The sequence below is a fragment of the Nonomuraea sp. GTA35 genome, assembly GCF_041950525.1.
Lineage (GTDB): Bacteria > Actinomycetota > Actinomycetes > Streptosporangiales > Streptosporangiaceae > Nonomuraea.
In genome coordinates this window covers 351,318-373,217 of sequence record NZ_JBGNUV010000003.1, presented here as the reverse complement: position 1 = coordinate 373,217, position 21,900 = coordinate 351,318, and the positions used below count along the sequence as shown (strand labels likewise).

At 72.9% G+C, this 21,900-nt stretch carries 25 protein-coding genes; 12 read left to right on the top strand and 13 right to left on the bottom strand.

What is annotated here, in order from left to right; translation table 11 throughout:
• Positions 1-939, bottom strand: a complete 939-nt coding sequence (locus tag ACBJ32_RS14895) for an NAD(P)-dependent oxidoreductase (protein ID WP_375127209.1) — start codon at positions 937-939, stop codon at positions 1-3.
• A 39-nt stretch (positions 940-978) separates the two neighbouring features.
• Here ACBJ32_RS14895 and ACBJ32_RS14890 point away from each other — a divergent pair, with 39 nt between their 5' ends.
• Complete coding sequence (locus ACBJ32_RS14890; protein WP_375127208.1) at positions 979-1,647, top strand: histidine phosphatase family protein; 669 nt, start codon at positions 979-981, stop codon at positions 1,645-1,647.
• On the opposite strand, the gene ACBJ32_RS14885 is transcribed toward ACBJ32_RS14890, so the two are convergent.
• Entirely contained in the window at positions 1,637-2,167 is a 531-nt protein-coding gene (locus ACBJ32_RS14885; protein ID WP_375127207.1) for a uridine kinase, read from the bottom strand. The genes ACBJ32_RS14890 and ACBJ32_RS14885 overlap by 11 nt on opposite strands.
• A gap of 78 nt (positions 2,168-2,245) precedes the next feature.
• Between ACBJ32_RS14885 and ACBJ32_RS14880 the strand changes: the two genes are divergently transcribed.
• Positions 2,246-3,403 (top strand): CaiB/BaiF CoA transferase family protein, encoded by a 1,158-nt coding sequence (locus tag ACBJ32_RS14880; protein WP_375127206.1) that lies wholly within the window; start codon positions 2,246-2,248, stop codon positions 3,401-3,403.
• Positions 3,404-3,477: 74 nt separating this feature from the next.
• Positions 3,478-4,962, top strand: coding sequence for a carboxyl transferase domain-containing protein (locus ACBJ32_RS14875; protein ID WP_357868881.1), 1,485 nt, complete (start codon positions 3,478-3,480; stop codon positions 4,960-4,962).
• On the opposite strand, the gene ACBJ32_RS14870 is transcribed toward ACBJ32_RS14875, so the two are convergent.
• The 7 genes from ACBJ32_RS14870 to ACBJ32_RS14840 are packed head-to-tail and all read right to left on the bottom strand — an operon-like array spanning position 4,959 to position 11,693.
• Positions 4,959-6,881: a hypothetical protein gene (locus ACBJ32_RS14870; protein ID WP_375127205.1), complete on the bottom strand. Its 1,923-nt coding sequence runs from the start codon at positions 6,879-6,881 to the stop codon at positions 4,959-4,961. The genes ACBJ32_RS14875 and ACBJ32_RS14870 overlap by 4 nt on opposite strands.
• Positions 6,878-7,375 carry a sigma-70 family RNA polymerase sigma factor gene (locus tag ACBJ32_RS14865; protein ID WP_357868886.1) on the bottom strand — a complete coding sequence of 166 codons (498 nt, stop codon included), beginning with the start codon at positions 7,373-7,375 and terminating at the stop codon, positions 6,878-6,880. The genes ACBJ32_RS14870 and ACBJ32_RS14865 overlap by 4 nt, the downstream gene beginning before the upstream one ends.
• Before the next feature lie 34 nt (positions 7,376-7,409).
• Entirely contained in the window at positions 7,410-7,805 is a 396-nt protein-coding gene (locus ACBJ32_RS14860; protein WP_357868888.1) for a hypothetical protein, read from the bottom strand.
• On the bottom strand, positions 7,802-8,248 hold the full coding sequence (locus ACBJ32_RS14855; protein ID WP_357868890.1) for a hypothetical protein: 447 nt from the start codon (positions 8,246-8,248) through the stop codon (positions 7,802-7,804). Before ACBJ32_RS14855 ends, ACBJ32_RS14860 begins: the two co-directional genes overlap by 4 nt.
• 46 nt (positions 8,249-8,294) lie before the next feature.
• A complete protein-coding gene (locus tag ACBJ32_RS14850; RefSeq protein WP_375127204.1) occupies positions 8,295-9,071 on the bottom strand; it encodes a carbon-nitrogen hydrolase family protein in 777 nt (258 codons plus the stop codon).
• On the bottom strand, positions 9,031-9,987 hold the full coding sequence (locus ACBJ32_RS14845; protein ID WP_375127203.1) for a DUF418 domain-containing protein: 957 nt from the start codon (positions 9,985-9,987) through the stop codon (positions 9,031-9,033). The genes ACBJ32_RS14850 and ACBJ32_RS14845 overlap by 41 nt, the downstream gene beginning before the upstream one ends.
• Positions 9,963-11,693, bottom strand: coding sequence for an alpha/beta fold hydrolase (locus tag ACBJ32_RS14840; RefSeq protein WP_375127202.1), 1,731 nt, complete (start codon positions 11,691-11,693; stop codon positions 9,963-9,965). Before ACBJ32_RS14840 ends, ACBJ32_RS14845 begins: the two co-directional genes overlap by 25 nt.
• Positions 11,694-11,718: 25 nt before the next feature.
• Here ACBJ32_RS14840 and ACBJ32_RS14835 point away from each other — a divergent pair, with 25 nt between their 5' ends.
• Positions 11,719-12,885, top strand: coding sequence for a pyridoxal phosphate-dependent aminotransferase (locus ACBJ32_RS14835; protein WP_375127201.1), 1,167 nt, complete (start codon positions 11,719-11,721; stop codon positions 12,883-12,885).
• A 147-nt stretch (positions 12,886-13,032) separates the two neighbouring features.
• On the top strand, positions 13,033-13,548 hold the full coding sequence (locus ACBJ32_RS14830; RefSeq protein ID WP_357868902.1) for a GNAT family N-acetyltransferase: 516 nt from the start codon (positions 13,033-13,035) through the stop codon (positions 13,546-13,548).
• A gap of 54 nt (positions 13,549-13,602) precedes the next feature.
• Here ACBJ32_RS14830 and ACBJ32_RS14825 read toward each other — a convergent pair whose 3' ends face one another.
• Positions 13,603-13,941: an Atu4866 domain-containing protein gene (locus tag ACBJ32_RS14825; protein ID WP_375127200.1), complete on the bottom strand. Its 339-nt coding sequence runs from the start codon at positions 13,939-13,941 to the stop codon at positions 13,603-13,605.
• Between the two features lie 204 nt (positions 13,942-14,145).
• Here ACBJ32_RS14825 and ACBJ32_RS14820 point away from each other — a divergent pair, with 204 nt between their 5' ends.
• Both ACBJ32_RS14820 and ACBJ32_RS14815 read left to right on the top strand, forming a co-directional pair.
• Positions 14,146-14,349, top strand: coding sequence for an Arc family DNA-binding protein (locus tag ACBJ32_RS14820; protein ID WP_375127199.1), 204 nt, complete (start codon positions 14,146-14,148; stop codon positions 14,347-14,349).
• Complete coding sequence (locus tag ACBJ32_RS14815) at positions 14,346-14,717, top strand: type II toxin-antitoxin system death-on-curing family toxin (RefSeq protein ID WP_375127198.1); 372 nt, start codon at positions 14,346-14,348, stop codon at positions 14,715-14,717. The genes ACBJ32_RS14820 and ACBJ32_RS14815 overlap by 4 nt, the downstream gene beginning before the upstream one ends.
• A gap of 15 nt (positions 14,718-14,732) precedes the next feature.
• Here ACBJ32_RS14815 and ACBJ32_RS14810 read toward each other — a convergent pair whose 3' ends face one another.
• The 3 genes from ACBJ32_RS14810 to ACBJ32_RS14800 all read right to left on the bottom strand — a co-directional run bounded on the left by ACBJ32_RS14810 (position 14,733) and on the right by ACBJ32_RS14800 (position 17,748).
• The gene (locus ACBJ32_RS14810; RefSeq protein ID WP_375127197.1) at positions 14,733-15,839 is read right to left on the bottom strand and encodes an aromatic acid exporter family protein; all 1,107 of its coding nucleotides are present in this window, start codon (positions 15,837-15,839) and stop codon (positions 14,733-14,735) included.
• A 20-nt stretch (positions 15,840-15,859) separates the two neighbouring features.
• Positions 15,860-17,008, bottom strand: a complete 1,149-nt coding sequence (locus ACBJ32_RS14805; RefSeq protein WP_375127754.1) for an aromatic acid exporter family protein — start codon at positions 17,006-17,008, stop codon at positions 15,860-15,862.
• An 86-nt stretch (positions 17,009-17,094) separates the two neighbouring features.
• A complete protein-coding gene (locus ACBJ32_RS14800) occupies positions 17,095-17,748 on the bottom strand; it encodes an alpha/beta fold hydrolase (protein WP_375127196.1) in 654 nt (217 codons plus the stop codon).
• Between the two features lie 205 nt (positions 17,749-17,953).
• Here ACBJ32_RS14800 and ACBJ32_RS14795 point away from each other — a divergent pair, with 205 nt between their 5' ends.
• The 5 genes from ACBJ32_RS14795 to ACBJ32_RS14775 all read left to right on the top strand — a co-directional run bounded on the left by ACBJ32_RS14795 (position 17,954) and on the right by ACBJ32_RS14775 (position 21,868).
• Positions 17,954-19,045, top strand: a complete 1,092-nt coding sequence (locus ACBJ32_RS14795) for a ring-opening amidohydrolase (protein WP_375127195.1) — start codon at positions 17,954-17,956, stop codon at positions 19,043-19,045.
• Positions 19,046-19,129: 84 nt separating this feature from the next.
• A complete protein-coding gene (locus ACBJ32_RS14790) occupies positions 19,130-19,471 on the top strand; it encodes a PadR family transcriptional regulator (RefSeq protein WP_375127194.1) in 342 nt (113 codons plus the stop codon).
• Positions 19,468-20,523: an HD domain-containing protein gene (locus ACBJ32_RS14785; protein WP_375127193.1), complete on the top strand. Its 1,056-nt coding sequence runs from the start codon at positions 19,468-19,470 to the stop codon at positions 20,521-20,523. The genes ACBJ32_RS14790 and ACBJ32_RS14785 overlap by 4 nt, the downstream gene beginning before the upstream one ends.
• Positions 20,524-20,597: 74 nt before the next feature.
• Positions 20,598-21,134 (top strand): SseB family protein, encoded by a 537-nt coding sequence (locus ACBJ32_RS14780; RefSeq protein WP_375127192.1) that lies wholly within the window; start codon positions 20,598-20,600, stop codon positions 21,132-21,134.
• 140 nt (positions 21,135-21,274) lie between these two features.
• Positions 21,275-21,868: a prepilin peptidase gene (locus tag ACBJ32_RS14775; protein WP_375127191.1), complete on the top strand. Its 594-nt coding sequence runs from the start codon at positions 21,275-21,277 to the stop codon at positions 21,866-21,868.
• The last annotated feature ends 32 nt before the right edge of the window (positions 21,869-21,900 follow it).

The following is a 21,900-nucleotide window of genomic DNA, read 5'->3' as shown; positions in this document are numbered from 1 at the left end:
TCACGCCTCACCGTCGCGGGCCCCGGGCCCGCTCCCGTCCTCCCCGCGGGCGGGCGGCACGCCAGGAACCCCGCCGGCCTGCCCCTTGCCGAAGCTCGCGAAATACGTGGCCGCCATGTCCTCATCGCCGTGCCCCTGCGCCTCCGCCCGCCGGAAGCGTTCCCCGGCCGCGGCCACCACGTCCAGCCGCACCCCGGCGGCCTCACCCGCCTCCCCGATCAGCCGCGTGTCCTTCTCGGCGTTGCGCACGGTGAAGCTGGGCGTGAAGTCGCCCGACAGGATGGCGGCGGACTTGGCCTGGAAGTAGGCGCTGTCCATCGGCCCACCGCTGATCACCTGGCGGACCAGATCGGGATCGAGCCCGAGCCCCTGGGCGAGCGAGAGCGCCTCGGCCACGACAGCCGTCAGCGAGATGCCGAAGCTGACCGTGGCCATCTTGAGCCTCGTGCCCGCTCCGGCGTCCCCGAGCCACAGCGTCCGCTGTCCGAGCGCGCCGAACACCGGCTCCAGCGCGCCCTGGGCCGAGGCGGGGCCGGAGGCGAGGATGACCAGCCTGCCCTGCTCGGCCGGCTGCCGGGTGCCCTGGACGGGCGCGTCCACGAACGTCAGCCCGTGCTCGGCCGCCAGCGCCGACAGCCGCTCGACGGCGGCGAGGCCGACCGTGCTCATCTGCGCCCACACCTGCCCGGCCCGCAGCCCGGGAGCGGCGGCGGTGACGGCCTCGTGCACGGCGTCACCGTCGCTCAGCATCGTGACGATCACGTCCGCGCCCGCGACCGCCTCGGCGGGGGAGTGCGCGACCACCGCGCCGTCGGCCTCCAGCGGCAGGGCCCTGTCCCTGGTACGGTTCCACGCCGTCACCCGCATGCCGGCCCTGGCCAGGTTCCGGCCCATGGGCAGCCCCATGAGCCCCGTTCCGAGTACTGCGACACCAGTCATGCCACCACCGTACGATCACCGCCGTGTGAGGATGGGGACATGGGTCCTGAGTGCATCATGGCGGTGCGGCACGGCGAGAGCGAGGCCAACCTCGCCCACCGGCAGGCGGGGGAGACGCCGCTGGTCTACGAGCGCGGCGACGACGAGGTGACGGTGACGGAGCTGGGCAGGGCGCAGGCGGCGGCGCTGGGCCGGCTGCTGGCGGCCCAGCCCGCCCGCGAGGCGCCCGAGCTGGTGTGGTGCTCGCCGTACCTGCGCGCGCTCGACACCTGGAAGATCGCCCAGGAGGCGTGGGGCGTCGAGCCGCTCCCCGTCACCGTGGACGAGCGGCTCAGGGACCAGGAGGGGGGCGCGTTCGCGCGCCTCAACCTGGCCGCGATCCGGGAGCGGCACCCCGAGGAGCTGGTCCGGCGCGAGGCCGAGGGCGCCTACGCCTTCCGCCCGCCCGGCGGCGAGTCGCTGGCCGACGTCGTGGTGCGGCTGCGCGACTTCCTGCGGGACCTGGACGGGCGGGCAGCCGGGCGTCGGGTGCTGATCGTCGCGCACGACTCGGTGGTGCTGGCGCTGCGCCACGTCCTCGGCAAGCGGCCGGACGCGGAGCTGGCGGCCGTGCTGGAGTTCGCGCCGGTGCTGAACGCCTCGGTGTCGCTCTGGCGCACCGGGGGCGAGCTCGTCAGCTTCAACGACGTCGCGCACCTCACGTCGTGACCACGAGGTCGGCCCGCTCCCGGGTACGGTCCCCGGCGAACCACGCGCGCTCCGCCTCGAACCACTCCCGCCATCGCGGCTCCAGCGCGGCGCCGTCCCGCTCCAGCACCCGCCGCAGGCGCACCGGCTCGGCGGCCTCCACCCAGACGGTGTACGCCAGCAGGTCCGCCACCGAGGCCCGCGCCGTCCCGACGCCCTCGACGACCAGGACGGGCGCGACAGGCACCGCCACCGGCTCGGCATAGCCGCCGCGCACCCAGTCGTACCTGCGGAAACCTCCGGGGAGCCCGCGCTGGAGCGGCCGCAGCACCTGCGACTCCAGCGCGTGGAACCAGCCGCCCGGCCCCTCCTCCCACGGCACGGGGAAGTCGTCGCTGTGGATCACCTGGCACCCCAGCTCCGCCGCCAGCCGCCCCGCGAACGTCGTCTTGCCCGACCCCGCGGGCCCGTCCACGGCCACCAGGCGGACCGGGCCGCACGAGGGGCGCAGGTTCGAGATGCGAGAGGCCAGGTCTTTCACCGGACCCAGGGTAGGTGACGGGGGGCGGACGCCTGAGAGAATGTTCTTTCACCCCGGACGCAAGGAGGAGGTTGGATCTTGCTCGGACCCCTCGGTGACATCGTCGTACTCGATCTGTCCAGGGCCCTGGCCGGGCCGCACGCCGCGCAGATGCTCGGTGACCTGGGCGCTCGGGTGATCAAGGTCGAGCATCCGGACGGGGGGGACGAGTCGCGGGGCTGGGGCCCGCCGTTCGTCGGGCCTGATCACGACATCTCGACCTATTTCCTGTCGGCCAACCGCAACAAGCAGTCCATCGCCGTCGACCTGAAGTCCGGCGAGGGCAAGCAGCTCATCGAGCGCCTCGTGCGCCACAGCGACGTCCTGGTCGAGAACTTCCGCACCGGCGTGCTCGACCGCCTCGGCTTCTCCGTCGAGCGCCTGCACGAGCTCAACCCGCGCCTGGTCGTCCTGTCGATCACCGGCTTCGGCCACGACGGCCCCGAGGGCGGCCGCCCCGGTTACGACCAGATCGCCCAGGGCGAGGCCGGGCTGATGTCGCTGACCGGCCCCTCGCCCGACGAGCCGTACCGCGTCGGCGCCTCCATCGGCGACCTGCTGGCCGGCATGTACGGCGCGTACGGGGTGGTGAGCGCGCTCTACGAGCGCGAGCGCACCGGCAGGGGCCGGGTCGTGCGCACCTCGCTGCTCGCCGCCATCACCGGCGTGCACGCCTACCACGGCACCGCCTGGACGGTGGGCGGCCAGGTGCCCGCGGCGGGCGGCAACCACCACGCCTCCATCGCCCCCTACGGCGCCTTCCGCTGCTCCGACGGCATGCTGCAGATCGCCGCCGCCAACGACGGCCAGTGGCGCAAGGTGGCGGCGCTCCTCGGCATCGACCCCGGCCAGGCGCGCTACGCCACCAACCGCGACCGGTTCGCGCACCGCGACGAGCTGATCGCCGACATGGAGAAGGCGCTGTCCGCCCACGACCGCGCCCACTGGCTGGCGGAGCTGGCCGGGGCGGGCGTGCCCGCCGGCGCGATCAGGACGCTCGACGAGGTCTACGCGTGGGAGCAGACCCGCTCGCAGGGCCTGGTCGTCCAGGTGGAGCACCCGGTGCTCGGCCCGATCGAGCTGCCGGGGCCGCCGCTGCGCTTCGACGGGCTGACCGGGGTCGAGCACACCGCGCCGCCCATGCTCGGCCAGGACGGCGACGCCGTGCTCGCCTGGCTGGAAGAGTGCGAACGATGATCGCGAACGGGTGGCACCGGCCGGGGCGCTCATGCGTCAACATTGCAACGTTGGCTGACATCTAGGGAGCGATAGTGAGCCGTCCGGACGCGCGCACACTGATCGAAACGATCCTCGACCGGGGGTCGTGGAAGTCGTGGGACGCGCCGCCCGCCGATCCGGCCGAGCCCGGCTCCTCCTACGCAGACGAGCTGGCCGCGGCCCGCGTCAAGTGCGGCTACGACGAGGCCGTGATCACCGGCGAGGGGCTGCTCGACGGGCGCAGGGTGGCCGTCGTGGCGTGCGAGTTCTCGTTCATGGCGGGCTCGATCGGGGTGGTGGCGGCCGAGCGGTTCGTGACCGCGGCCGAGCGGGCCACCCGGGAGCGGCTGCCGCTGCTGGCCCTGCCGGCCTCGGGCGGCACGCGCATGCAGGAGGGCGCGCTCGCGTTCGTCCAGATGGTGAAGATCACCGCGGCGATCCAGGAGCACCGGGCGGTCGGCCTGCCGTACCTGGTGTACCTGCGGCATCCGACGACCGGCGGGGTGTTCGCGTCCTGGGGGTCGCTCGGGCACGTCACGGTGGCGGAGCCGGGAGCGCTGATCGGGTTCCAGGGGCCGCGGGTGTTCGAGTCGCTGCACGGCTACCCGTTCCCCGAGGGCGTGCAGGTGTCGGAGAACCTGCACGGCAAGGGCCTGCTCGACGCGGTGGTGTCCGCCGAGGACGCGCGGGAGGTGGCGATCAGGGCGCTGGCCGTGCTCGCCGCCGACCGCTCGGCCATCGAGGCCGGCCAGGCGCCCGAGGAGGACCTGCGGCCGGTGGAGGCGTGGGAGGCGATCACCCGGTCCCGGCGCGACGACCGGCCGGGCGTGCGCACCCTGCTCAAGCTCGCCGCCACGGACGTGACGCCGCTCAGCGGCACGGGGACGGGCAAGAACGAGCCGGGGCTGCTGCTCGCGCTGGCCAGGTTCGGCACCGCGCCGGCGGTGGTGCTCGGCCAGGACCGGCGCCTCCAGCGCGCCAACTCGCCGCTCGGCCCCGCCGGCCTGCGGGTGGCCAGGCGCGGCATGCGGCTGGCCGCCGAGCTCGGCCTGCCCCTGGTCACCGTGATCGACACGGCCGGCGCCGACCTGTCCAAGGCGGCCGAGGAGGGCGGGCTGGCCGCCGAGATCGCCCGCTGCCTGGCCGAGCTGCTCATGCTCGACGCGCCGACCGTCTGCCTGCTGCTCGGCGAGGGCGCGGGCGGCGCGGCGCTGGCGCTGCTGCCCGCCGACCGGGTGCTCTGCGCGCAGCACGCCTGGCTGGCGCCGCTGCCGCCCGAGGGCGCCTCCGCCATCCTCTACCGCTCGGTCGACTTCGCCCCCGAGATCGCCCAGGCGCAGCACATCCGCGCCACCGACCTGCGCCGCGACGGCATCGTGGACCGGGTGATCCCCGAGCTGCCCGACGCCGCCTACGAGCCGAGACAGTTCTGCGAGCGGGTGGGGCGGGCGCTGGAGTACGAGATCGCGGGCCTGCTCCAGGTGGGCCCGGCCGACCGCTTCGCGGCCCGCCGGGCCCGGTACCGCAACCTGGGTTAGTCCTGCTGCCAGAGCTGCTTGCCGCCGGCGTCGAACCCCTTGACGACCATGCCGGCGGAGAAGTCGGCGCCCTCGGGGATCGGCGCCGCGAACAGCGCCACCCCCTGTTCCCACGGATCGGGGGCGGCCTGCGCGGTGCCGGTGACGCCGTTCGACGAGGTGACCTCGATCCTGGCGGTGCCGGCGAGCGCGTAGCCGTACCAGGCGTGGGTGCCGCGGCCCCACCTCACCGGCTGCTCGGCGCTGAGCAGGTCGCTCAGCCTGGTCCCGGGCAGCGGCCCGGCGAGCCCCATGACCAGCTCGTCGTTCTCCCAGAAGGCCAGGCAGTTCGGCTCGCTCACGAGCGCGGTGACGCCCGCGGGCAGCGGGTGGCGGGGGGTGTCGGAGCGCATGGCCTGCTGCCCGCAGTCCTTGCGCGTCTCCGGGAACAGCCCGAGCGGCCGGTCCTTGCGTTTCATGGTGAAGCCCGCGACCTCCGCGTCGCTGGACGGGATCGTGACGTACCAGATCGGGGCCGGGGTCCCGGTGCCGCGCCGGAACGTGGCGGGCAGGCGCCGCCCGTCGGAGAGCACGGCCTCGACCGACTCCCAGTCGTCGCCTGCCGCGCCGAAGTAGCTGACGGTGCCGGGCTCCGGCAGGTACTGGACGGCCCGCAGCGGGCTGCCGAGGTGGTCCGGGTCCCGGCCACCGCCGATGCAGGACAGGTCGGGGTCCACGCCGCCGGAGTAGCAGAGCGTGACCCTGGGGCGGCCCGTGTCGGGGCCGGCGTCGGTGAACCAGACGCGCACCGGCTCACCGGCCGCTCCGGTGCCGGGCAGGCTCATCACCTCGCCGACGGGCGGCATCCCCTCCTGCGGGTCCTTGGCCTCGTCGCGCCAGACCTCCGCGCCCGACGCGTCGTAGGCGACCAGGCGATGGCGCTCCTGGCCGTCGTCCGGGGCGCCCTCGGCGGCGAACAGCGTGATGCCCAGGCCCCATGGATCGGGCCGCGTCCCGACCTGGGCGGTGGTTCCGTCCTCGAAGGAGAACGCGATCCTGGAGACGTTCCCTGCCGCCACCCCGGTGATCACGTTCTCCCGCATGCGCGCGTCGACCGGTTGCATGGCCTGGCCGAGCAGGACCGTGCCGAGCTCCGCGCCGCCGCGCGTGAGGCGCAGCTCCGTGCCCTCCTTCGTCCGGAACGGCCGCGCGGTCACCCCGGCGGGCAGGTCGTGGGCCGCCCCGAGAGCCTGTCCCGGCTGGGGAGCGGCGAACATGTCGCGCGAGCGCTCGCCGAGGTCCCTGCCCCGGTCGTCGGAGATCTCGATCTTCGACAGCGGCTGCCGCGCGGGGTAGGTCACGGTCCAGATCCGGTACGGCGCCCCCGCGGGCCGCCACAGTTGTCCGGGGAACCTCTGCCCGTCACCCGCGACCCCGGTGACCGTCCCGATGTCGTCGACCGCCACGCCCCAGTCCAGCGCGCTCTCCGCCTGGTCGCGGACGGTGCTGCCCGCGAACCAGGCGTCGGAGCCGATCGTGGGCATGCGCGAGCAGCCCCCGTACCCCTCGGCGTCCACCCGTTCGACGACGTAGCACAGCTCGGGATTGCCCAGCCTGCCCTTGGCGAACCAGAGCCGCAGCGGCTTGCCCTCGGTGGGGTTGTCCACCGTGACCTGCTCGCCGGCGGCGGTCCTGCCACGCATGAGCCCCTGGTAGATCGCGTCGGCGTCGGCCGCGGTGTTCCTGCCCAGGCCCCCGCCGATCAGGACGGGGACGAACACGGCCAGCAGCGCCACCGGCAGCGCGGCCGCCGCCAGGCGCAGCGCGCGGTAGCGGCGCGGCCTGCGCTCGCGCACGCGCAGCCAGGCGTCCGGGCTGGTCTCGAAGGTCTGGGCGCGGGCGTCGAGGGCCGCCCGCAGGCGCTCTTCCAGGTCGTTCACCGGTCCTCCTCCTTCAGCGCCCTGCCCAGGGCCGCCAGGCCCCTGCTGGCGTGGGTCTTCACCGATCCTGGCGAGACGCCCATGGCGTCGGCGATCTCGCGCTCCGACAGTTCCAGCCAGTAACGCAGGACGAGGGCCTCGCGCTGGCGGCGCGGCAGGCGGTCCACGGCCGCCAGCAGCTCCCGGTGCTCCTCGGAGACGAGCACGGCGTGCTCGCTGCTGCGGACGTGCTCCGGAGGATCGGGACGGCGCAGCCGGACGAGGCGGAGATGCCGCAGGCGGTTGCGGGTCAGGTTGCAGACGGTCGCGCGGAGGTAGGCCATCGCGGCCCCGTCGTCGCGCAGCCGCCGCGAGTGCAGCCGGGCGAACGCCTCCTGGACGATGTCCTCGGGGTCGTCCGCGCCGAGCAGCCCGGCCAGCCGTACCAGGGAGTGGTACTGGGCCGCGAACAGCTCGGCGAACGACGGCTGCGCCATGGTCGCTGTTTCGGTCACATCCCTACAGACACACGGACGCGCCGAAGGTTGACTACGGGACCGGAATCCTTTCGACCCGGATCGAGAAGACCTCCTCGCGGGGCACCACGACCTCGTAGGCGCCGTGGTCGACCATCCAGTAGCCCAGCGCCTCGGCCTTCATCCCGCTGTGCCCGGTGTAGGCGATGTGCAGCCCGTCGTCGTCCTCGTCGAGCACGATGCACGGCTCGCCGCCGAACGCGCCCACCGTGCGGATGAGCACCAGCCACTCGACCTGCGCCCTGGGCACCACCCGCCGCCAGTAGCCGGAGGCGGCCTCGAACCCCTCCAGCTCCGTCTCGCTGAACAGCACCACCTGGTCGTTGTCGGGGCCGAGGGCGGCAGGCAGCGTGCTCTCGCCGAAGCGGGCCACGAAGCCGGAGGCGACCGGCATGATCTCGTCGCTCATGCGGCGGGCCGCCAGGTCAGCCCGTCGTACTCGGCGAAGGGCCGCTCGCCCTCGCCGGTGACGTGCACGATCTCCGCCCCGGCCGGGATCGGCATCGGAACGGTGTGGAACTGCGGCACCACGTGCTCCGACGACGTGGTGAACCCGTTGCCGGCGAACGGCGGCGCGTCGCTCCAGTCGCCGCCCATGTGGGGCCCGTACGGCACCGCGTAGGTGTCGACGTCGCGGGCGAACCATCGCATCATGTACAGCTCGGGCACCTCGGCGAACAGCTCGGATCCGTCGAAGGACAGGTCGAGCCCGTAGTAGAGGGCTTCGGGGGTGGTCAGCCTGACACAATCCTGCACCCGGTAGACGTAACCCGAGATGACCGTGCGCTTGCCCGACAGATATGGCACGAGCAGACGCGGCGGGACCACCTTCTGCATCTGCGTTCCGCTCACAGTCCTACTTTACGATCGCTTGACCCCGGGGTGGACCGGGTCAGGGTCACAGCACCCGGTGTTCGAGGCACGGCAGCATCGCCCGGGCGGTGGCCGTCCACTCGCGGTCCACCTGGACGACCCGCACGCCGGGGCCGGTGCCCAGGTCGGAGCGGACCACGCCGAGCGGGTCGACCAGCATGCTGCGGCCCACCCCGAACCCGTCGGACGACTCCGCCGGGTTGGGCGCCTGGCCGACCGCCGCCGTCCACATGGTGTTCTCCAGTGCCCGCGCCCTGACCAGCGTCACCCAGTGGTCCTCCTTGAGCGGCCCTGAGCCCCAGGCGGCGATCACCGCGAACAGCTCGGCGCCCCGGTCGACCAGCGCCCTGGCCAGCTCGGGGAAGCGCACGTCGTAGCAGGTGATCAGCCCCACCCTGACGCCCGCCAGCTCCACCACGGCCGGCTCCGCGCCCGGCGCGACCAGGTCGGACTCCTTCGCGCCGAACGAGTCGAACAGGTGGATCTTCCGGTAGGCCGCCTTCAGCTCGCCCCGGGCGTCGATCGCCACCGCCGTGTTGTGCACGCGATCCTCGCCGGGCTCGAACACGCCCGCGATCACCGCCAGCCCGTGCTCGCGGGCCGACTCGGCCAGCCCCGACACGAACGGCCCGTCCAGCGGCTCGGCGAGCGTGGAGATGCGCCGGCCGTACCGGGTCAGCGTGGCCTCGGGGAAGATCGCCAGGTCGGCGCCTTCGGCGGACGCGAGTGCCTCTCGGACCCTCTTGAGATTGGCTGAGGGGTCAGGGGACACCGGGATCTGGCAGAGGGCGATTCTGGTCACGGCTCGACTGTAGCCGGTTGGGCACCAGACGAAACCAGGTCAGGCACCGCCATATCCATTCGAGCGGGCCATATCTGAACCGTGACAACCACCATCGGCTGAACAGACCCTGCACGATCAGCGTGACCGCCGTCAGCCCCACGACCGACCACCGGCTCCGGTCGGTCTCCAGCAGCGGCAGGGCCAGGGCGATCACGGCGGTGCCGGAGACGTAGTTCGTCAGCGCCATCTTCCCCAGCGGCTCCAGCAGCGCCGACAACCACGGCCGCAGGATCAGCAGCAGGCCCAGCACGTACGCCGCCGCGCCCGCCAGGGCGGCCACGCTGTAGACGGTCCAGTCGTTCGTGCTGATCCACGCCATGGTGAGCAGCACCGAGGCCAGCGCGGCGACCGCGAACCCGGGCAGCAGCAGGGACCTCGGCGGCCGCAACTGCCACACGCCCATGCCGACCAGGAACAGCCCCGGGATCAGCAGCGGCCCGCCGCCCACCCCCGGCATCAGCGCCCACCCGACGCCCGCCACGCCCAGCAGCAGCACGGGCAGCCCCTCGGCCAGGAACGAGGCCGGCAGCAGCACCAGCGCGCCGTAGAAGGCGTAGTCGGTCAGCACCTCGCCCTCGTAGAACTGGTGCTGGATCATCCCGAAGCAGAACAGCCAGAACAGCCTGCTCAGCAGCGCCCAGCGGCTGTTGCCGCGCAGGAACAGCAGGAAGCCGATGCCGAACAGCAACGAGAAGATCGGATAGAACCGGCTCTGGAACAGGCCCTCGACGAACCAGTCGAGCCCGACCGGATGCGTCTTCTTGAGCTCGATGTGCTGCCACGTGTTGACCAGCATGATGCCGCCCACCGCGAAGCCGCGTAGGGCGTCGAGCTCATGGACGCGCGTCTTTACAGGACCCAGGTGAACCACCATACGAGGAATCCGCCGTTGATGACGGTTGCCGCGATTTGCGGCCATCTGCGGTCGTGGAAGAGCGCCGCCGCAGTCAGTATGGCGGAGATCGCCGCGATCGAGCTGTACGGGACCACCAGGTCCGGGACGCCGACGGCCAGGGCCGTCTCGTTCCTGCTCGCCAGGGTGAGGACGGACTGGGCGACGACGCCCGTGAACGCCACGCCCGCCAGCCCGCCGAAGGCGGCCAGTGCCCTGCCCCTCAGCGCGGCCGTCACGAGCTGGATCAGGGAGGCCAGCGCGTACAGGGCGAAGGGCGCGGCCGGCCAGGGCGAGCGGGAGATCTGGTACGGCGCGCCGGTCACGTGCAGGCCGCCCGGCCGGAGCTCGGGCGCGGGGCACGGGGTGAGCGACTGGCCGGCCGGGTCGCCGACGAACCCGGCGATCCGGCTGCGGGCGCAGCCGCTCGCCAGGAAGACGGCGTGGGAGAGGCCGGCGAACTGCTGGAAACGCCCTCCGGGCAGGGACTCGGCGGCGGGCCCCGCGGTCCTCGGCGGCGTCGTCGGGTCGTACTGGCCGGCGAGCACGTACACAGGGGCCTGCACGGTGTTCACGGCGGCGCTGGACGTGCCACCTGTGGCGGTCGTGGGCGCGCTCTTGGGCAGCCGCCAAGCATCACACACCGCCTTATCCGCATTTACGGTGAAAAGCCGTGACCCCCGGCCGAAGGTGTTGAACGGAACCTCGTCCTGGCACTGCACCGCGTGATACAGCCCGAACTCGTGCGACGTCAGCCCCTCGCCCACCGCGTCCGCCAGCGGCCGCAGCAGCTCGTCGTGCCCCTCGGCCAGCGCGCTCACCATCGCCGGCACCACGGCGGCCACCTCCGCCTCGTGCAGCGCCTCCGCCAGGATCGTGGCCACGTCGTCACCGCTCATCCGCGCCCTGAACTCCCGGCCCGCCAGCGGATCCAGCACCGGGACCAGGGCCGGCGTCCGGTTGAGCCGCGCCAGCATGGTCTCGTACCGCTCCCGGACCCCCAGCAGCGCCATCGTGTCGCCCAGGTTCCGGTCGGCGTCGTCGTACCAGGCGACGCCCGCGGGCAGGTACGAGTCGAGCACCACCGACCGCACCCCCTCGGGGTCGGCCGCGGCCACGTCCATCATGACCCTGGTCGAGTAGCTGACGCCGAACAGGTTCCACGAGGCGTACCCGAGCTTCTGCCGCAACGCGACCACGTCGGCCGCGATCTCCTTCGTGTTGTAGCCGCGAAGGTCGACGCCCTGCTCGGTGAGCCGTTCGCGGCACCGGTTCGCGGAGGCGGCGACGTCGGCCTGCGGCTGCCGCAGCCGCCCGAGCAGCGCCTGCGCGGTCTCGGGGCAGGCCAGCACCGGCTGGGAGTACCTGCTGCCGCGCTGCTCGACGGTCACCACGTCACGGTCGGGGAACATCTGGCTCAGGAACCCCATGAGCTGCATCGACGCCGACCCGGGGCCGCCGCTCATGTAGACCACGGGGTCGGGCTTGCGGCCGGCCGCCGTCGAGAGGTGCACGGCGTACCCGACCTTGATCTTCCGCTCGGGGGCGTCCCTGCGCTCGGGGACCTCCAGGAAACCGCAGCTCGTACGGGCGGGCACGGGGACGGGGCAGGGGCTCTGCGGTGCCCCGGCCGGGGTCATGACGGGAGGCGCGGACAGGGCGAGGGCGAGCACGACCCGAATGATCACGGGACGAGACTAATAGTGTGGAGCCGTGACCGAACCACTTGTCAGCAGGATGCGCACCTTCGGTACGACCATTTTCGCGGAGATGAGCGCACTCGCCGTCCAGACCGGGTCGATCAACCTCGGCCAGGGCTTCCCCGACACCGACGGGCCGGCCGCGATGCTCGACCGCGCCGTCCAGGCCATCGGCGCGGGCGCCAACCAGTACCCGCCCGGGCCGGGCGTGCTGGAGCTGCGGCAGGCGGTCTCGGAGCACCGGGCGGCGCACTACGGCCTCACCTACGACCCGGTGGGCGAGATCATGGTCACGGTGGGCGCCACCGAGGCGGTGGCGGCGAGCGTGCTCGCCCTGTGCGAGCCGGGTGACGAGGTGATCGCCTTCGAGCCCTACTACGACTCCTACGCCGCCTCCATCGCCCTGGCCCAGGCCCGGCTGGTGGCCGTCACGCTCAGGCCGGTCGACGGCCGCTTCACCTTCGACCCCGACGAGCTGCGCGCCGCCGTCACCCCGCGCACCCGCGCCGTCCTGGTCAACTCCCCGCACAACCCCACGGGCACGGTCTTCACCCGCGCCGAGCTGACCGTCATCGCCGAGCTCTGCCAGGAGCACGGGCTGATCGCGATCACGGACGAGGTGTACGAGCACCTCACCTTCGACGGGGTCGAGCACGTGCCGATGGCCACGCTGCCCGGGATGCGGGAGCGCACGGTCATGATCTCGTCCGCGGGGAAGACGTTCTCGGTCACCGGATGGAAGACGGGCTGGGTGTGCGCGCCCCCCGCGATGGTCACGGCGGTGCAGACGGTCAAGCAGTTCCTCACGTTCACGGCGAGCGCGCCGTGGCAGCTCGCGGTGGCGTACGGGCTCCGGCACGAGCTGGAGTGGGTGGCCGCGCTCCGGGCCGGGCTCCAGGACAAGCGCGACCGGCTCATGGAGGGGCTGTCGGCGGCGGGCTTCTCGGTGCTGCGGCCGGCGGGGACGTACTTCGTGCAGACCGACATCCGGCCGCTGGGCTTCTCCGACGGCCTGGACCTGACGCGGCGGCTGCCCGAGCTGGCCGGGGTGGTGGCCATTCCCACGCAGGTGTTCTACGACCATCCGGAGCGGGGGCGGCACTTCGTACGGTTCGCCTTCTGCAAGAAGGACGAGGTCATCGACGAGGCGGTCACCCGGCTGAAGCGCCTGTCCTCCTGACCCCTGTTAAGGTGGGGCGGATCACTTCTGGAGGAGAGGGGGCTGATGAATATGGCTGCCGACGGCTGTGTTCAGCATGCCCTCGGCCGGTCCGCTTGAGCAGGTCGCTCGCGGCCCGGTCGTCCTCTCAACGACCAGGAGTGTCACGTGAGTTCTTTCCTTACCCCGGCCGGCGCCGACCTGACCACCGACCGTCTCCTCCTTCGGGTCTGGACACCCGATGAGGTGGCGGCGGTCCTGGACGGCGCCCGGCCCGGGCACTGGGCCGGGGACTTCCCGGCCGAAGGCGACCAGGTCATCGCCGGCCTGTTCGCCGAGCACCCGGCCTGGCTGGACGTCCACGGCCACCGTCAGATCGTCGAGCGCGACAGCGGGCTGGTGGTCGGCTCGATCGGCCTGTTCTGGCCTCCCCAGGACGGCGCGGTCGAGCTCGGGTACGGCATCGTCGCCTCCCGCCGGGGCCGCGGCTACGCCTCCGAGGCCACCCGGGCCCTGGCGGCGTTCGCCCTGACCGCGCAGGGGGTGCACACGGTGTTCGCCAACGTGGAACTGTCGAACCCGCCGTCGGTCCGCGTGCTCGAGAAGGCCGGGTTCCGCCGGGTGAGCTCCGACGGTGACACGGCCCTGTACCGCGTCACCGAACCGTACCCCGCCCTGCCGTGACCTCGCGGCCGGCGGCGGCCCCCACCCGCCGCCGGCCCGCGTGCCCGCCGGACGTCACCGCTCCCGGTGGAGCACGAGGTGCTCGTGGTAGAGCACGCCGTCACGGACGTCGCCGGTGGCGGTGAACCCGGCGTCGTCGAAGTAGTCGAGGTGGCTGCCGGTGACGGTGTACCGGCCGGTGTAGGCGCGCTTGCGGCCGTCGCGCTCCTCCTCGTAGCGGCCGTCGGGCAGCAGTTCCTGCCTGATGCGCCCGTCGGCGGTGACCCACATGCCGACGTACGGGTGCGGGGCGGCGCTCGCGCGCTGCGGCGCCTGCTTGGACCCGCGGCCACCGTCGGCGCAGGCGGTCATCGCGGTGAGCACGCCGATGGCGAGCAGCACTTTGCCGATCATGTTCGCTTCCAACCTCCGTGGTCATGCCGCCGCCGGGTGGCGACGACGACGAGTCTGCCGAGGCCGGAGGGGTTGAGGGAGCGGTGAGAAGTTCCTAGGAGGAACGCACCCAGGCTTGCGAAAACTTGTTCAACGGAAAGTAGCCGATGGTAAACTCTCCGTCATGGTATCGCGGTGATACCACCTCGCGTCTACGATGGGGGCATGGCCATGACCCTTCGCTTGAGTGACGAGCAGACCGAAGCCCTCCGCAAGCGCGCGGAGGCCGAAGGGCGGAGCATGCAGCAAGTCGTGCTGGCAGCCGTCGAGGAGTATCTCGCGCGGCACAGCGCCGACGAGGAGGTACGCCGCCTCGGGGCCAAGTCCAGGGAGCGCTGGCGGACGGTCCTCGATCGGCTCGGCGAATGACCCGCTACCTCACGCTCGAGCAGGTTCTCGAGCTGGTGGAGGCCGAGCTCGGCGACGTCCGTGTCGTCAAGGACCTCGGCCTCCTCGATTCGGCGGTGCACCGGCCGAGCTCGTCCATGTTCGGGCAGGAGGCCTACCCTGATCTGATCACCAAGGCCGCCGCCCTGCTGCAGTCGGTGGCGGTCAACCACCCGCTCATCGACGGCAACAAGCGCCTGTCGTGGCTCGTGACGGACGTCTTCCTCCGCTACAACGGCGTCGAGCTCGACACCGACGACGACTCCGCCTACGACCTCGTCATCGCGGTCGCCTCCGGCAAGCTCGCCGAGGTGGACGAGATCGCCGACGTCCTGCGCACCTTCACCTGAGCACGCGCGGGCTCCTCAGCCGCGCCGCGTGGCCTCGTCGCCGACCCCTGCCTCGTCCAGCGGCGTCAGCGCCGCCGTCGCCTCCTCGTGTTCCATCCCCGTCGCCTGCAGCAGATCCACCACCACGGACCGCAACTGGGCGATGATCACGTGTGCCGAGAACCCCAGGCCCTCGGGCCGTTCCCGGGCCGCGACCGCCAGCAGCGCCTGCCGGGCCAGGGTCGGCTCCCGGCCGGCGCCCAGCTCCAGTTGCAGCAGCAGCGCCGCCTCCGAGACCTCGCGCATCGCCTCGGCCAGCGCGGCAGGGGGCGGGCTGGCCTCCCCGAGCGAGGCCAGGGTGCGCCTGCTCAGCACCCTGGCGTTACGCAGCGCCAGGTCCACGGGCACGGCCGCGGTCTCGTAGCGGGCCAGGCGGGCCCGCCGGTGCCAGTGCAGCGGCGAGATCATCGTGATCTCCTTGCTGGTCTCCAGGGCCGCCTCGAACTCCTCCACCGCCGCCTGCGTCGTGCGCGCCTCCTCCAGGGCCTCGGCCGCCAGGTCCGCGTCGCGTTTCTCGATGGCCTCCGCCGCCCGCTCCAGCACCGTGGACAGCGCGTCGAGCACCCCCGACAGGTGCTTGGCGGCGAGGGTGAACGGGCTGGCGGGCAGCAGCGCCACCGCCGCGATCCCGATGAGGCCGCCCGTGAGCGCGTCGGCCATGCGGTCGAGCCCGCCGACGCCGTCGCCCGGCACCAGGGTGGCCACCAGCACGGCCGACGAGCCCGCCTGCGCGACGAACAGGGCTCCGCTGTTGAGCAGCACGGCCACCGTCATGGCCAGCCCCACCACCAGCGCGAGCTGCCAGGCGCCCGAGCCGATCCACGACACCAGCAGGTCGCCGACCCCGACCCCCAGGCTGACCCCGACGACCAGCTCGACGACCCGCCGCAGCCGCTGCCCGAGGCCGACGCCCACGCAGATCAGCACGGAGATGGGGGCGAAGAACGGGGCGGGGTGGCCGAGCAGCTCGACGGCGGCGGTCCAGGCCAGGGCGGCGCCCACCGCGCACTGCGCGATCGACGGCGCCGTCAGGCCGAACGTGCCCAGCCGTTCCTTCACAAGATCGCTGAGCCTGGTTAGCACCTCTCCACCATGGCGGATCTTTATGACAGTAAGGTCACGTTTGCCCCGGCTAAGTCCTTTTCGTCAGGTGTGGGGGTGGAGGGCCCCTGGGGGTCCGCCGGAGGCGGCTCGGGCGCGACGTCGAGGGGCGGGAGCGCGGCGACGGCCTCCTCGCGCTCGGTGCCCGTCGCCTGGAGCAGGTCCACGATGATCGACCGGAGCTGGGCGATCATCACGTCCGCCGAGAACCCCCACCGCTGCGCCCCCTGCCGCGACGCCACGGACAGGATCGCCAGGCCCGCCCGCTCGGGAGGCCTGCCGGTGGCCAGCTCATCGCGCAGCAGCAGGGTCGCGTCGGCCAGCTCGCGCAGCGCCCCCGGCAGCCAGGGCGGCAGCGCGCTGGAGCCGTCGAGCGCCACGATCGCCCGCCTGGCCAGCACCCTGGCGTTGCGCAGCGCGTGGTCGAGCGGCACGGCCGCCGTCTCGTACCCCTCCAGCCTGGGACGGCGGTGGCGGTGCAGCGGCGAGATGGTGGCGATCTCGCGGCTGGTCTCCAGCGCCTGCTTGAACTCCTCCACGCTCGTCTGCGTGCCCCGCGCCGCCTCCAGTGCCCGAGCGGCCAGCGCCGAGTCGGAGCGCTCGATCGCCTCGGCGATCTGCCGCAGCGCGTCGGCCAGCGCGCCGAACATCCCGGTCGCGTGCCGCGTGGCCAGCGCCGACGGGCTGGCGGGCAGCAACGCCACGGCCAGCAGCCCCATGAGGCCGCCGACCAGGGCGTCGAGCATCCGGTTCAGGCCGCCCAGGCCCGACGGCGGCAGCAGGGTGGCCACCAGCACGGCCGACGAGCCCGCCTGGAGCACGATCAGCGAGCCGCTGTCGAGCAGCACCGCCACGGCCATGGCCAGCGCCACCACCAGCGCGATCTGCCAGGCGCCCGAGCCGATCCACGACACCAGCAGGTCACCCACGCCGACGCCCAGGCTGACCCCCACGACCAGCTCGACGACCCGCCGCAGCCGCTGCCCGAGCCCCACGCCGATGCACACCACCACCGCGATCGGCGCGAAGAACGGGCTGGCATGACCGAGCAGCTCCTTGGCCACCAGCCAGGCCAGCGCGGCTCCCGCCGCGCACTGGCCGATCGAGGGCGCCATCAGCCGGAGCCTGCTCAGGCGCTGGTGCAGGTGCATGTCAACCACGCACTTACCCTGGCCGGGAAACGTGACACCCGGGTTACGGCCCGATGAGAACGGCGCGCCAGGGCCGTCCCGCGGGCCTAGTCGAGGAAGGCGTCCACCGCGCGCAGGAACTCCTTGCGGGCGTCCATGTGGACCAGATGCCCCGCCTCGATCCTGACCAGCGCCGCCCCCGGGATCCGCGCCGCCACGTCCGGCTCGAACGGGCTGAGCGTCCCCGAGAGCACGAGCGTGGGCGCCGTGATCTTCGCGAGCCCCTCGCCCCACACGGGCTCCAGCATCTGCCGTTCGGTCTCGTGCACCATCCGCCAGTCGAACCCGGTCGAGCCGTCCTCCACGATCGGCGGGCGCCCCGTGAGCGCGTACGCGGGCGGCGGGTCCTCCAGGACGAGCCGCTCGATCAGGTCCGGACGGTCCGCCGCCACGAGACAGGCGATCACGCCGCCGAGCGAGTGCCCGACCAGCCTGACCCGCTCGGCGCCCAGGTGGTCGAGCAGGGCGACGACGTCCGCGGCCATGCCGGGCAGCGCGTACTCGCCGGGATGGTCGCTGGCCCCGTGGCCGCGCAGGTCGGGCGCGAAGACGTGGAAGCGGGCCGCGAAGTGCTGGGTGATGCCGTTCCAGTCGTTGTGGTCGGCGGTGCGGCCGTGCAGCAGCAGCAGCGGAGGAGCGGAGGGGGCGCCTTCCTCCCGGTAGACGAGCCTGATCCCGTTGACGTGCGCTTCGCGAATCACAGCCCGACCCTATGGCGTTCATCCGGAGTTGCCGATCGGTGGGCGGCCCGATCGTCCACGGAGCCCACGCCGCCCGCCTGCCGCCCACGATCGCGCTCAGCGCACCTTGACATCGCCGGCGGGGTTCCTGGGCACACATTGACCATGAACCCCGCCGGCCGGCTCGGTAGCGTGGGGACCCGCCGCCAGCAGAAAGGGCGTACGCATGCCGGAACCGATCGAAGTACGCAAGGTGCCGATCGAGAGCGTCACCGACGCCTCCGGCCTGTCCAGGCTGATCGCCGACGGCGTGATCGAGGCGGACCGGGTGCTGGCCGTCATCGGCAAGACCGAGGGCAACGGCGGCGTGAACGACTACACGCGCATCCTCGCCGACCGCGCCTTCCGCGAGGTCCTGGCCGAGCACGGGCACCCCGCCCCGGAGAGCGTGCCGCTGGTGTGGTCCGGAGGCACCGACGGCATCCTCAGCCCGCACGCCACCATCTTCGCCACCACGGCCGACGCCCCCGCCACCGAGGAGCCCCGGCTGTCGGTCGGCGTCGCGATGAGCGAGGTCATCCTCCCCGAGGACATCGGCAGGCCGGCCATGGTCGAGAAGGTCGCCGCCGGCGTCCGCGAGGCCATGAAGACCGCCGGCATCGACGACCCGCGCGACGTGCACTACGTACAGACCAAGACCCCGCTGCTCACGCTGGCCACCATCACCGACGCCAGGAGCCGCGGCCAGGACACCGCCATCGAGGAGACCGGCCCCTCGATGGACCTGTCCAACTCCACCACCGCCCTCGGCATCGCCGTGGCGCTCGGCGAGATCGAGATGCCGTCCGCCGGCCAGATCCACAAGGACCTGTCGCTGTACTCGTCCGTCGCCTCGTGCTCGTCCGGGGTCGAGCTGGACCGGGCGCAGATCGTCCTGGTGGGGAACGTGCGCGGGATCGGCGGGCGGTACCGCATCGGGCACAGCGTGATGAAGGACGCGCTGGACGCCGACGGGATCTGGGAGGCCATCCGCGACTCCGGCCTCGCGCTGCCCGAGCGGCCGCATCCGTCGGACCTCGGGGGGCGGCTGGTGAACGTGTTCATGAAGTGCGAGGCCGATCCGTCGGGGCGGGTGCGGGGGCGGCGCAACATCATGCTGGACGACTCCGACGTGCACTGGCACCGGCAGATCAAGGCGGCCGTGGGCGGGGTGGCCGCCGCGGTCACCGGGGATCCCGCGGTGTTCGTGTCGGTGGCGGCCGTGCACCAGGGGCCGTCCGGGGGCGGGCCGGTGGCGGCGATCGCCGACCTGGGGTGACTCCTGGGCCCTGCTGCGGGGGTCACACAACTCGTACCGTTCGGGTGACGGTCTGCGTACATCTACCTATGTAGAGTACGGGACATGCAGGCCGGGTTACGGATGACCATGCCGACACAGGCGGTCCTGCGGGCCTTCCTGGCCGATCCCCTGTGCGAACGTTACGGGCTGGAGCTGTGCGACCTCGCAGGCTTGCCCAGCGGCACGCTCTACCCGATCCTGGCGCGGCTGGAGCAGGCCGGCTGGGTGGAGAGCCGGTGGGAGGACCCCGGGACCCACGTGGCCGAGGGACGGCCGCGGCGCCGCTACTACCGGGTCACCACGGACGGGGCGCAGCAGGCGCGCGAGGCGATCGCGAAGGCTTACAGGTCGCGCAGGCAGCGGGTGCCGGGCTGGGTGGCGGGCCCCGTAGGAGGCTCGTCGTGAACGGGCACCTGCAGCCGCTGCTGACGGCCGTGGGCGGCTCGCTGACAGGCGAACGCCTGCGTCTGGTGCGACGTGCGTACGAGGTCGCCGACCGCTGGCACAGCGGGCAGTTCCGCCTCGACGGGAGCCCTTACATCACCCATCCGGTCGCGGTCGCGGTGATCCTGGCAGATCTGGACCTGGACCACGAGATGTTCTGCGCGGCGCTGCTCCACGACGTGCTGGACGACACCGCCTGCACGGAGGAGGAGCTGGCGGCGGAGTTCGGCGAGTCGATCACCAACCTGGTGCGTGGCATGTGGACGCTCGATGACGCCGGACGCCGACCGCCCGACTGGCCTGTCACGACGGACGAACGCGTGCTCACGCTGAAGCTCGCGGACCGGCTGCACAACCAGCGCACAAGCGGTGGCCTGTCCTGGGAGAAGCGGCGGGTCAAGGCCCAGGAGAGTCTGGACGTCCTCGTTCCCCTTGCGGGTCGGCTGGGGCTCCCAGAGGTCGAGGAGGAGCTGCGGCGGCTGGCCATGGCGAACCTGTCCGGGGCTGGTGGCGCCCGAGCCTTCTTCGGGGCCATCACAGCGGGGGCGATCATGCTTCCGGCCGCGGCCCGGGCCAGGTGGCTGGAGGAGTGGCTGGGCGAGTTGCTCGCACTCCCCGTCGGGAGAGCCCGGTACAGGTTCACGTTCCGGCTGCTGGCGGGCATGCCGCGCATGGCGCTGACGCTGCGCGGGCAAGCCGCCCTCGCGGGCGGGGGACGTGCGGCCGTCCGGGACCGGCGGACCGCTGTGGCGGAACGTGCCGCAGCGGTCGGACGGGCGGCGACGCGGTGCCTGCGCTGGGTCGTGCGGTCGGACCTGCGGACGTGGGCGCTGCTCGCGCCGCTGCTCGGCTGGCTGGTGCTGGACGCGGCGGCCGAGCGGATCACCGACGCCGTGGTGATCGTGATCACCGTGCCGCCCGTGCTGGCCGCGGCGGTGCACGCGATCCGGGCCCGGATCGGGGGCGGCGACGGCGTGAGCAACCGGGATCGGGGCCGTGCCGGTCGCAGGTAGCCCGAATCGAGGCGGTGAGGCGCGAAGGTGACCGGGATCGGGGGCGGTGGCGGGCGCGGGTAGTCTCGGACGCTGTGCCGAGCATCCCGCAACCCCTTGACCCGAACGACGACGGCAGCGCCGCCCCCGCCGTCGCCGCCGCGCTGGCCGCCTACCAGGACGGCACGGCCGGCCCCGCCGAAGTGCTGAACGCGCTCGGCGGCGCCCGCCTGCTGGTGCCCGTCGTCGCGCTGCTGACCGAGTCCGAGGTGGGCGAGCACGGGCTGCGGCAGGAGAAGGAGAGCGAGATGGCGCTGCCCAAGCTCGTCGGGCAGGACGGCAGGCAGGCGGTGCTCGCGTTCACCGGCACGGAGGCGCTCACCCGGTGGCGGCCCGACGCGCGGCCGATCCAGGCCACCACGCTGCAGGTCTGCCAGGCCGCCGTGCAGGAGCGGGCGGCGGCCGTCGTGGTGGACGTGGCGGGGCCGGTGCAGTTCGTGATCGAGGGGGAGGTGCTGGCGGCGCTGGCCGCGGTCGAGTCCGGCACCGTGAACGAGCTGTCCGGCGTGACGGTGGCCAGGGTGGAGGCCGCGCCGCCGCGCAAACGCCGCTGGTTCTCGCGGCGACGCTGACAGCGGCACGCCCGGGGGCCTTGGCGGGGCGGCGATCCCCGCGCCCTGCCGCTCGGCCTCCTGGTCTCTTTCCCGGATCTTCATGCCGGATGTGTATGGCGGCGCGAGGGTGACGGCCGGGCGCGGCTAGCGTCGGCGGGATGGTGGCACTCATGGCGCTCGCCGGCCTCGTCTGCGGAGACCGCATCAGGGCCCTGGCCGCCTCCTACTCAGCCGGCGACGGCGAAGCCCTGGCCCCCGCCCGCCGGTGGCCGGCCCTGGAGCTGGTCAGCGCCGCCGTGGCCGCGCTGGTCGCCTGGCGGGCCGGGCCGCCGTACGTGTGCTTCGCCGTGATCGCCGTCGCGCTGGCCGTCATCGACTGGCGTACCAGCACGCTGCCCGACGCGATCACGCTCCCGGCGTACCCGATCATGGCGCTGGCGCTGCTCCCGACGGGAGAACTGCCCAGGGCGCTGGCCGGCGGGGCGGCGCTGACCGCGGTGTACGGGCTGCTGTGGCTCCTGCGACCGGAGGCGATGGGCCTCGGCGACGTCAAGATCGCCGGGCTGATCGGCATGGCCGGCGCCGCGCTGAGCTGGCAGGCCCTGGTGGCGGCGGCGTTCTGCGGGCAGCTGCTCGGCGCGCTCTACGCGCTCTGCCTGCTGGTGACGGGGCGCGCCACCAGGCACACCCAGTTCCCCTTCGGCACCTTCATGCTGCTCGGGACGCTGCCGACACTCTGTCTCGCATCGTGACCGAGGGACATCTCACTAGGCCGTACGTGGAA

Coding starts and splice junctions, on each gene's coding strand:
- ACBJ32_RS14895 (WP_375127209.1), bottom strand. CDS start 939: ATGACTGGTGTCGCAGTACTCGGAACGGGGCTCATGGGGCTGCCCATG.
- ACBJ32_RS14890 (WP_375127208.1), top strand. CDS start 979: ATGGGTCCTGAGTGCATCATGGCGGTGCGGCACGGCGAGAGCGAGGCC.
- ACBJ32_RS14860 (WP_357868888.1), bottom strand. CDS start 7,805: ATGAGCGACGAGATCATGCCGGTCGCCTCCGGCTTCGTGGCCCGCTTC.
- ACBJ32_RS14845 (WP_375127203.1), bottom strand. CDS start 9,987: ATGGTGGTTCACCTGGGTCCTGTAAAGACGCGCGTCCATGAGCTCGAC.
- ACBJ32_RS14825 (WP_375127200.1), bottom strand. CDS start 13,941: ATGATCGGCAAAGTGCTGCTCGCCATCGGCGTGCTCACCGCGATGACC.
- ACBJ32_RS14820 (WP_375127199.1), top strand. CDS start 14,146: ATGGCCATGACCCTTCGCTTGAGTGACGAGCAGACCGAAGCCCTCCGC.
- ACBJ32_RS14815 (WP_375127198.1), top strand. CDS start 14,346: ATGACCCGCTACCTCACGCTCGAGCAGGTTCTCGAGCTGGTGGAGGCC.
- ACBJ32_RS14805 (WP_375127754.1), bottom strand. CDS start 17,008: ATGCACCTGCACCAGCGCCTGAGCAGGCTCCGGCTGATGGCGCCCTCG.
- ACBJ32_RS14795 (WP_375127195.1), top strand. CDS start 17,954: ATGCCGGAACCGATCGAAGTACGCAAGGTGCCGATCGAGAGCGTCACC.
- ACBJ32_RS14790 (WP_375127194.1), top strand. CDS start 19,130: ATGCAGGCCGGGTTACGGATGACCATGCCGACACAGGCGGTCCTGCGG.
- ACBJ32_RS14775 (WP_375127191.1), top strand. CDS start 21,275: ATGGTGGCACTCATGGCGCTCGCCGGCCTCGTCTGCGGAGACCGCATC.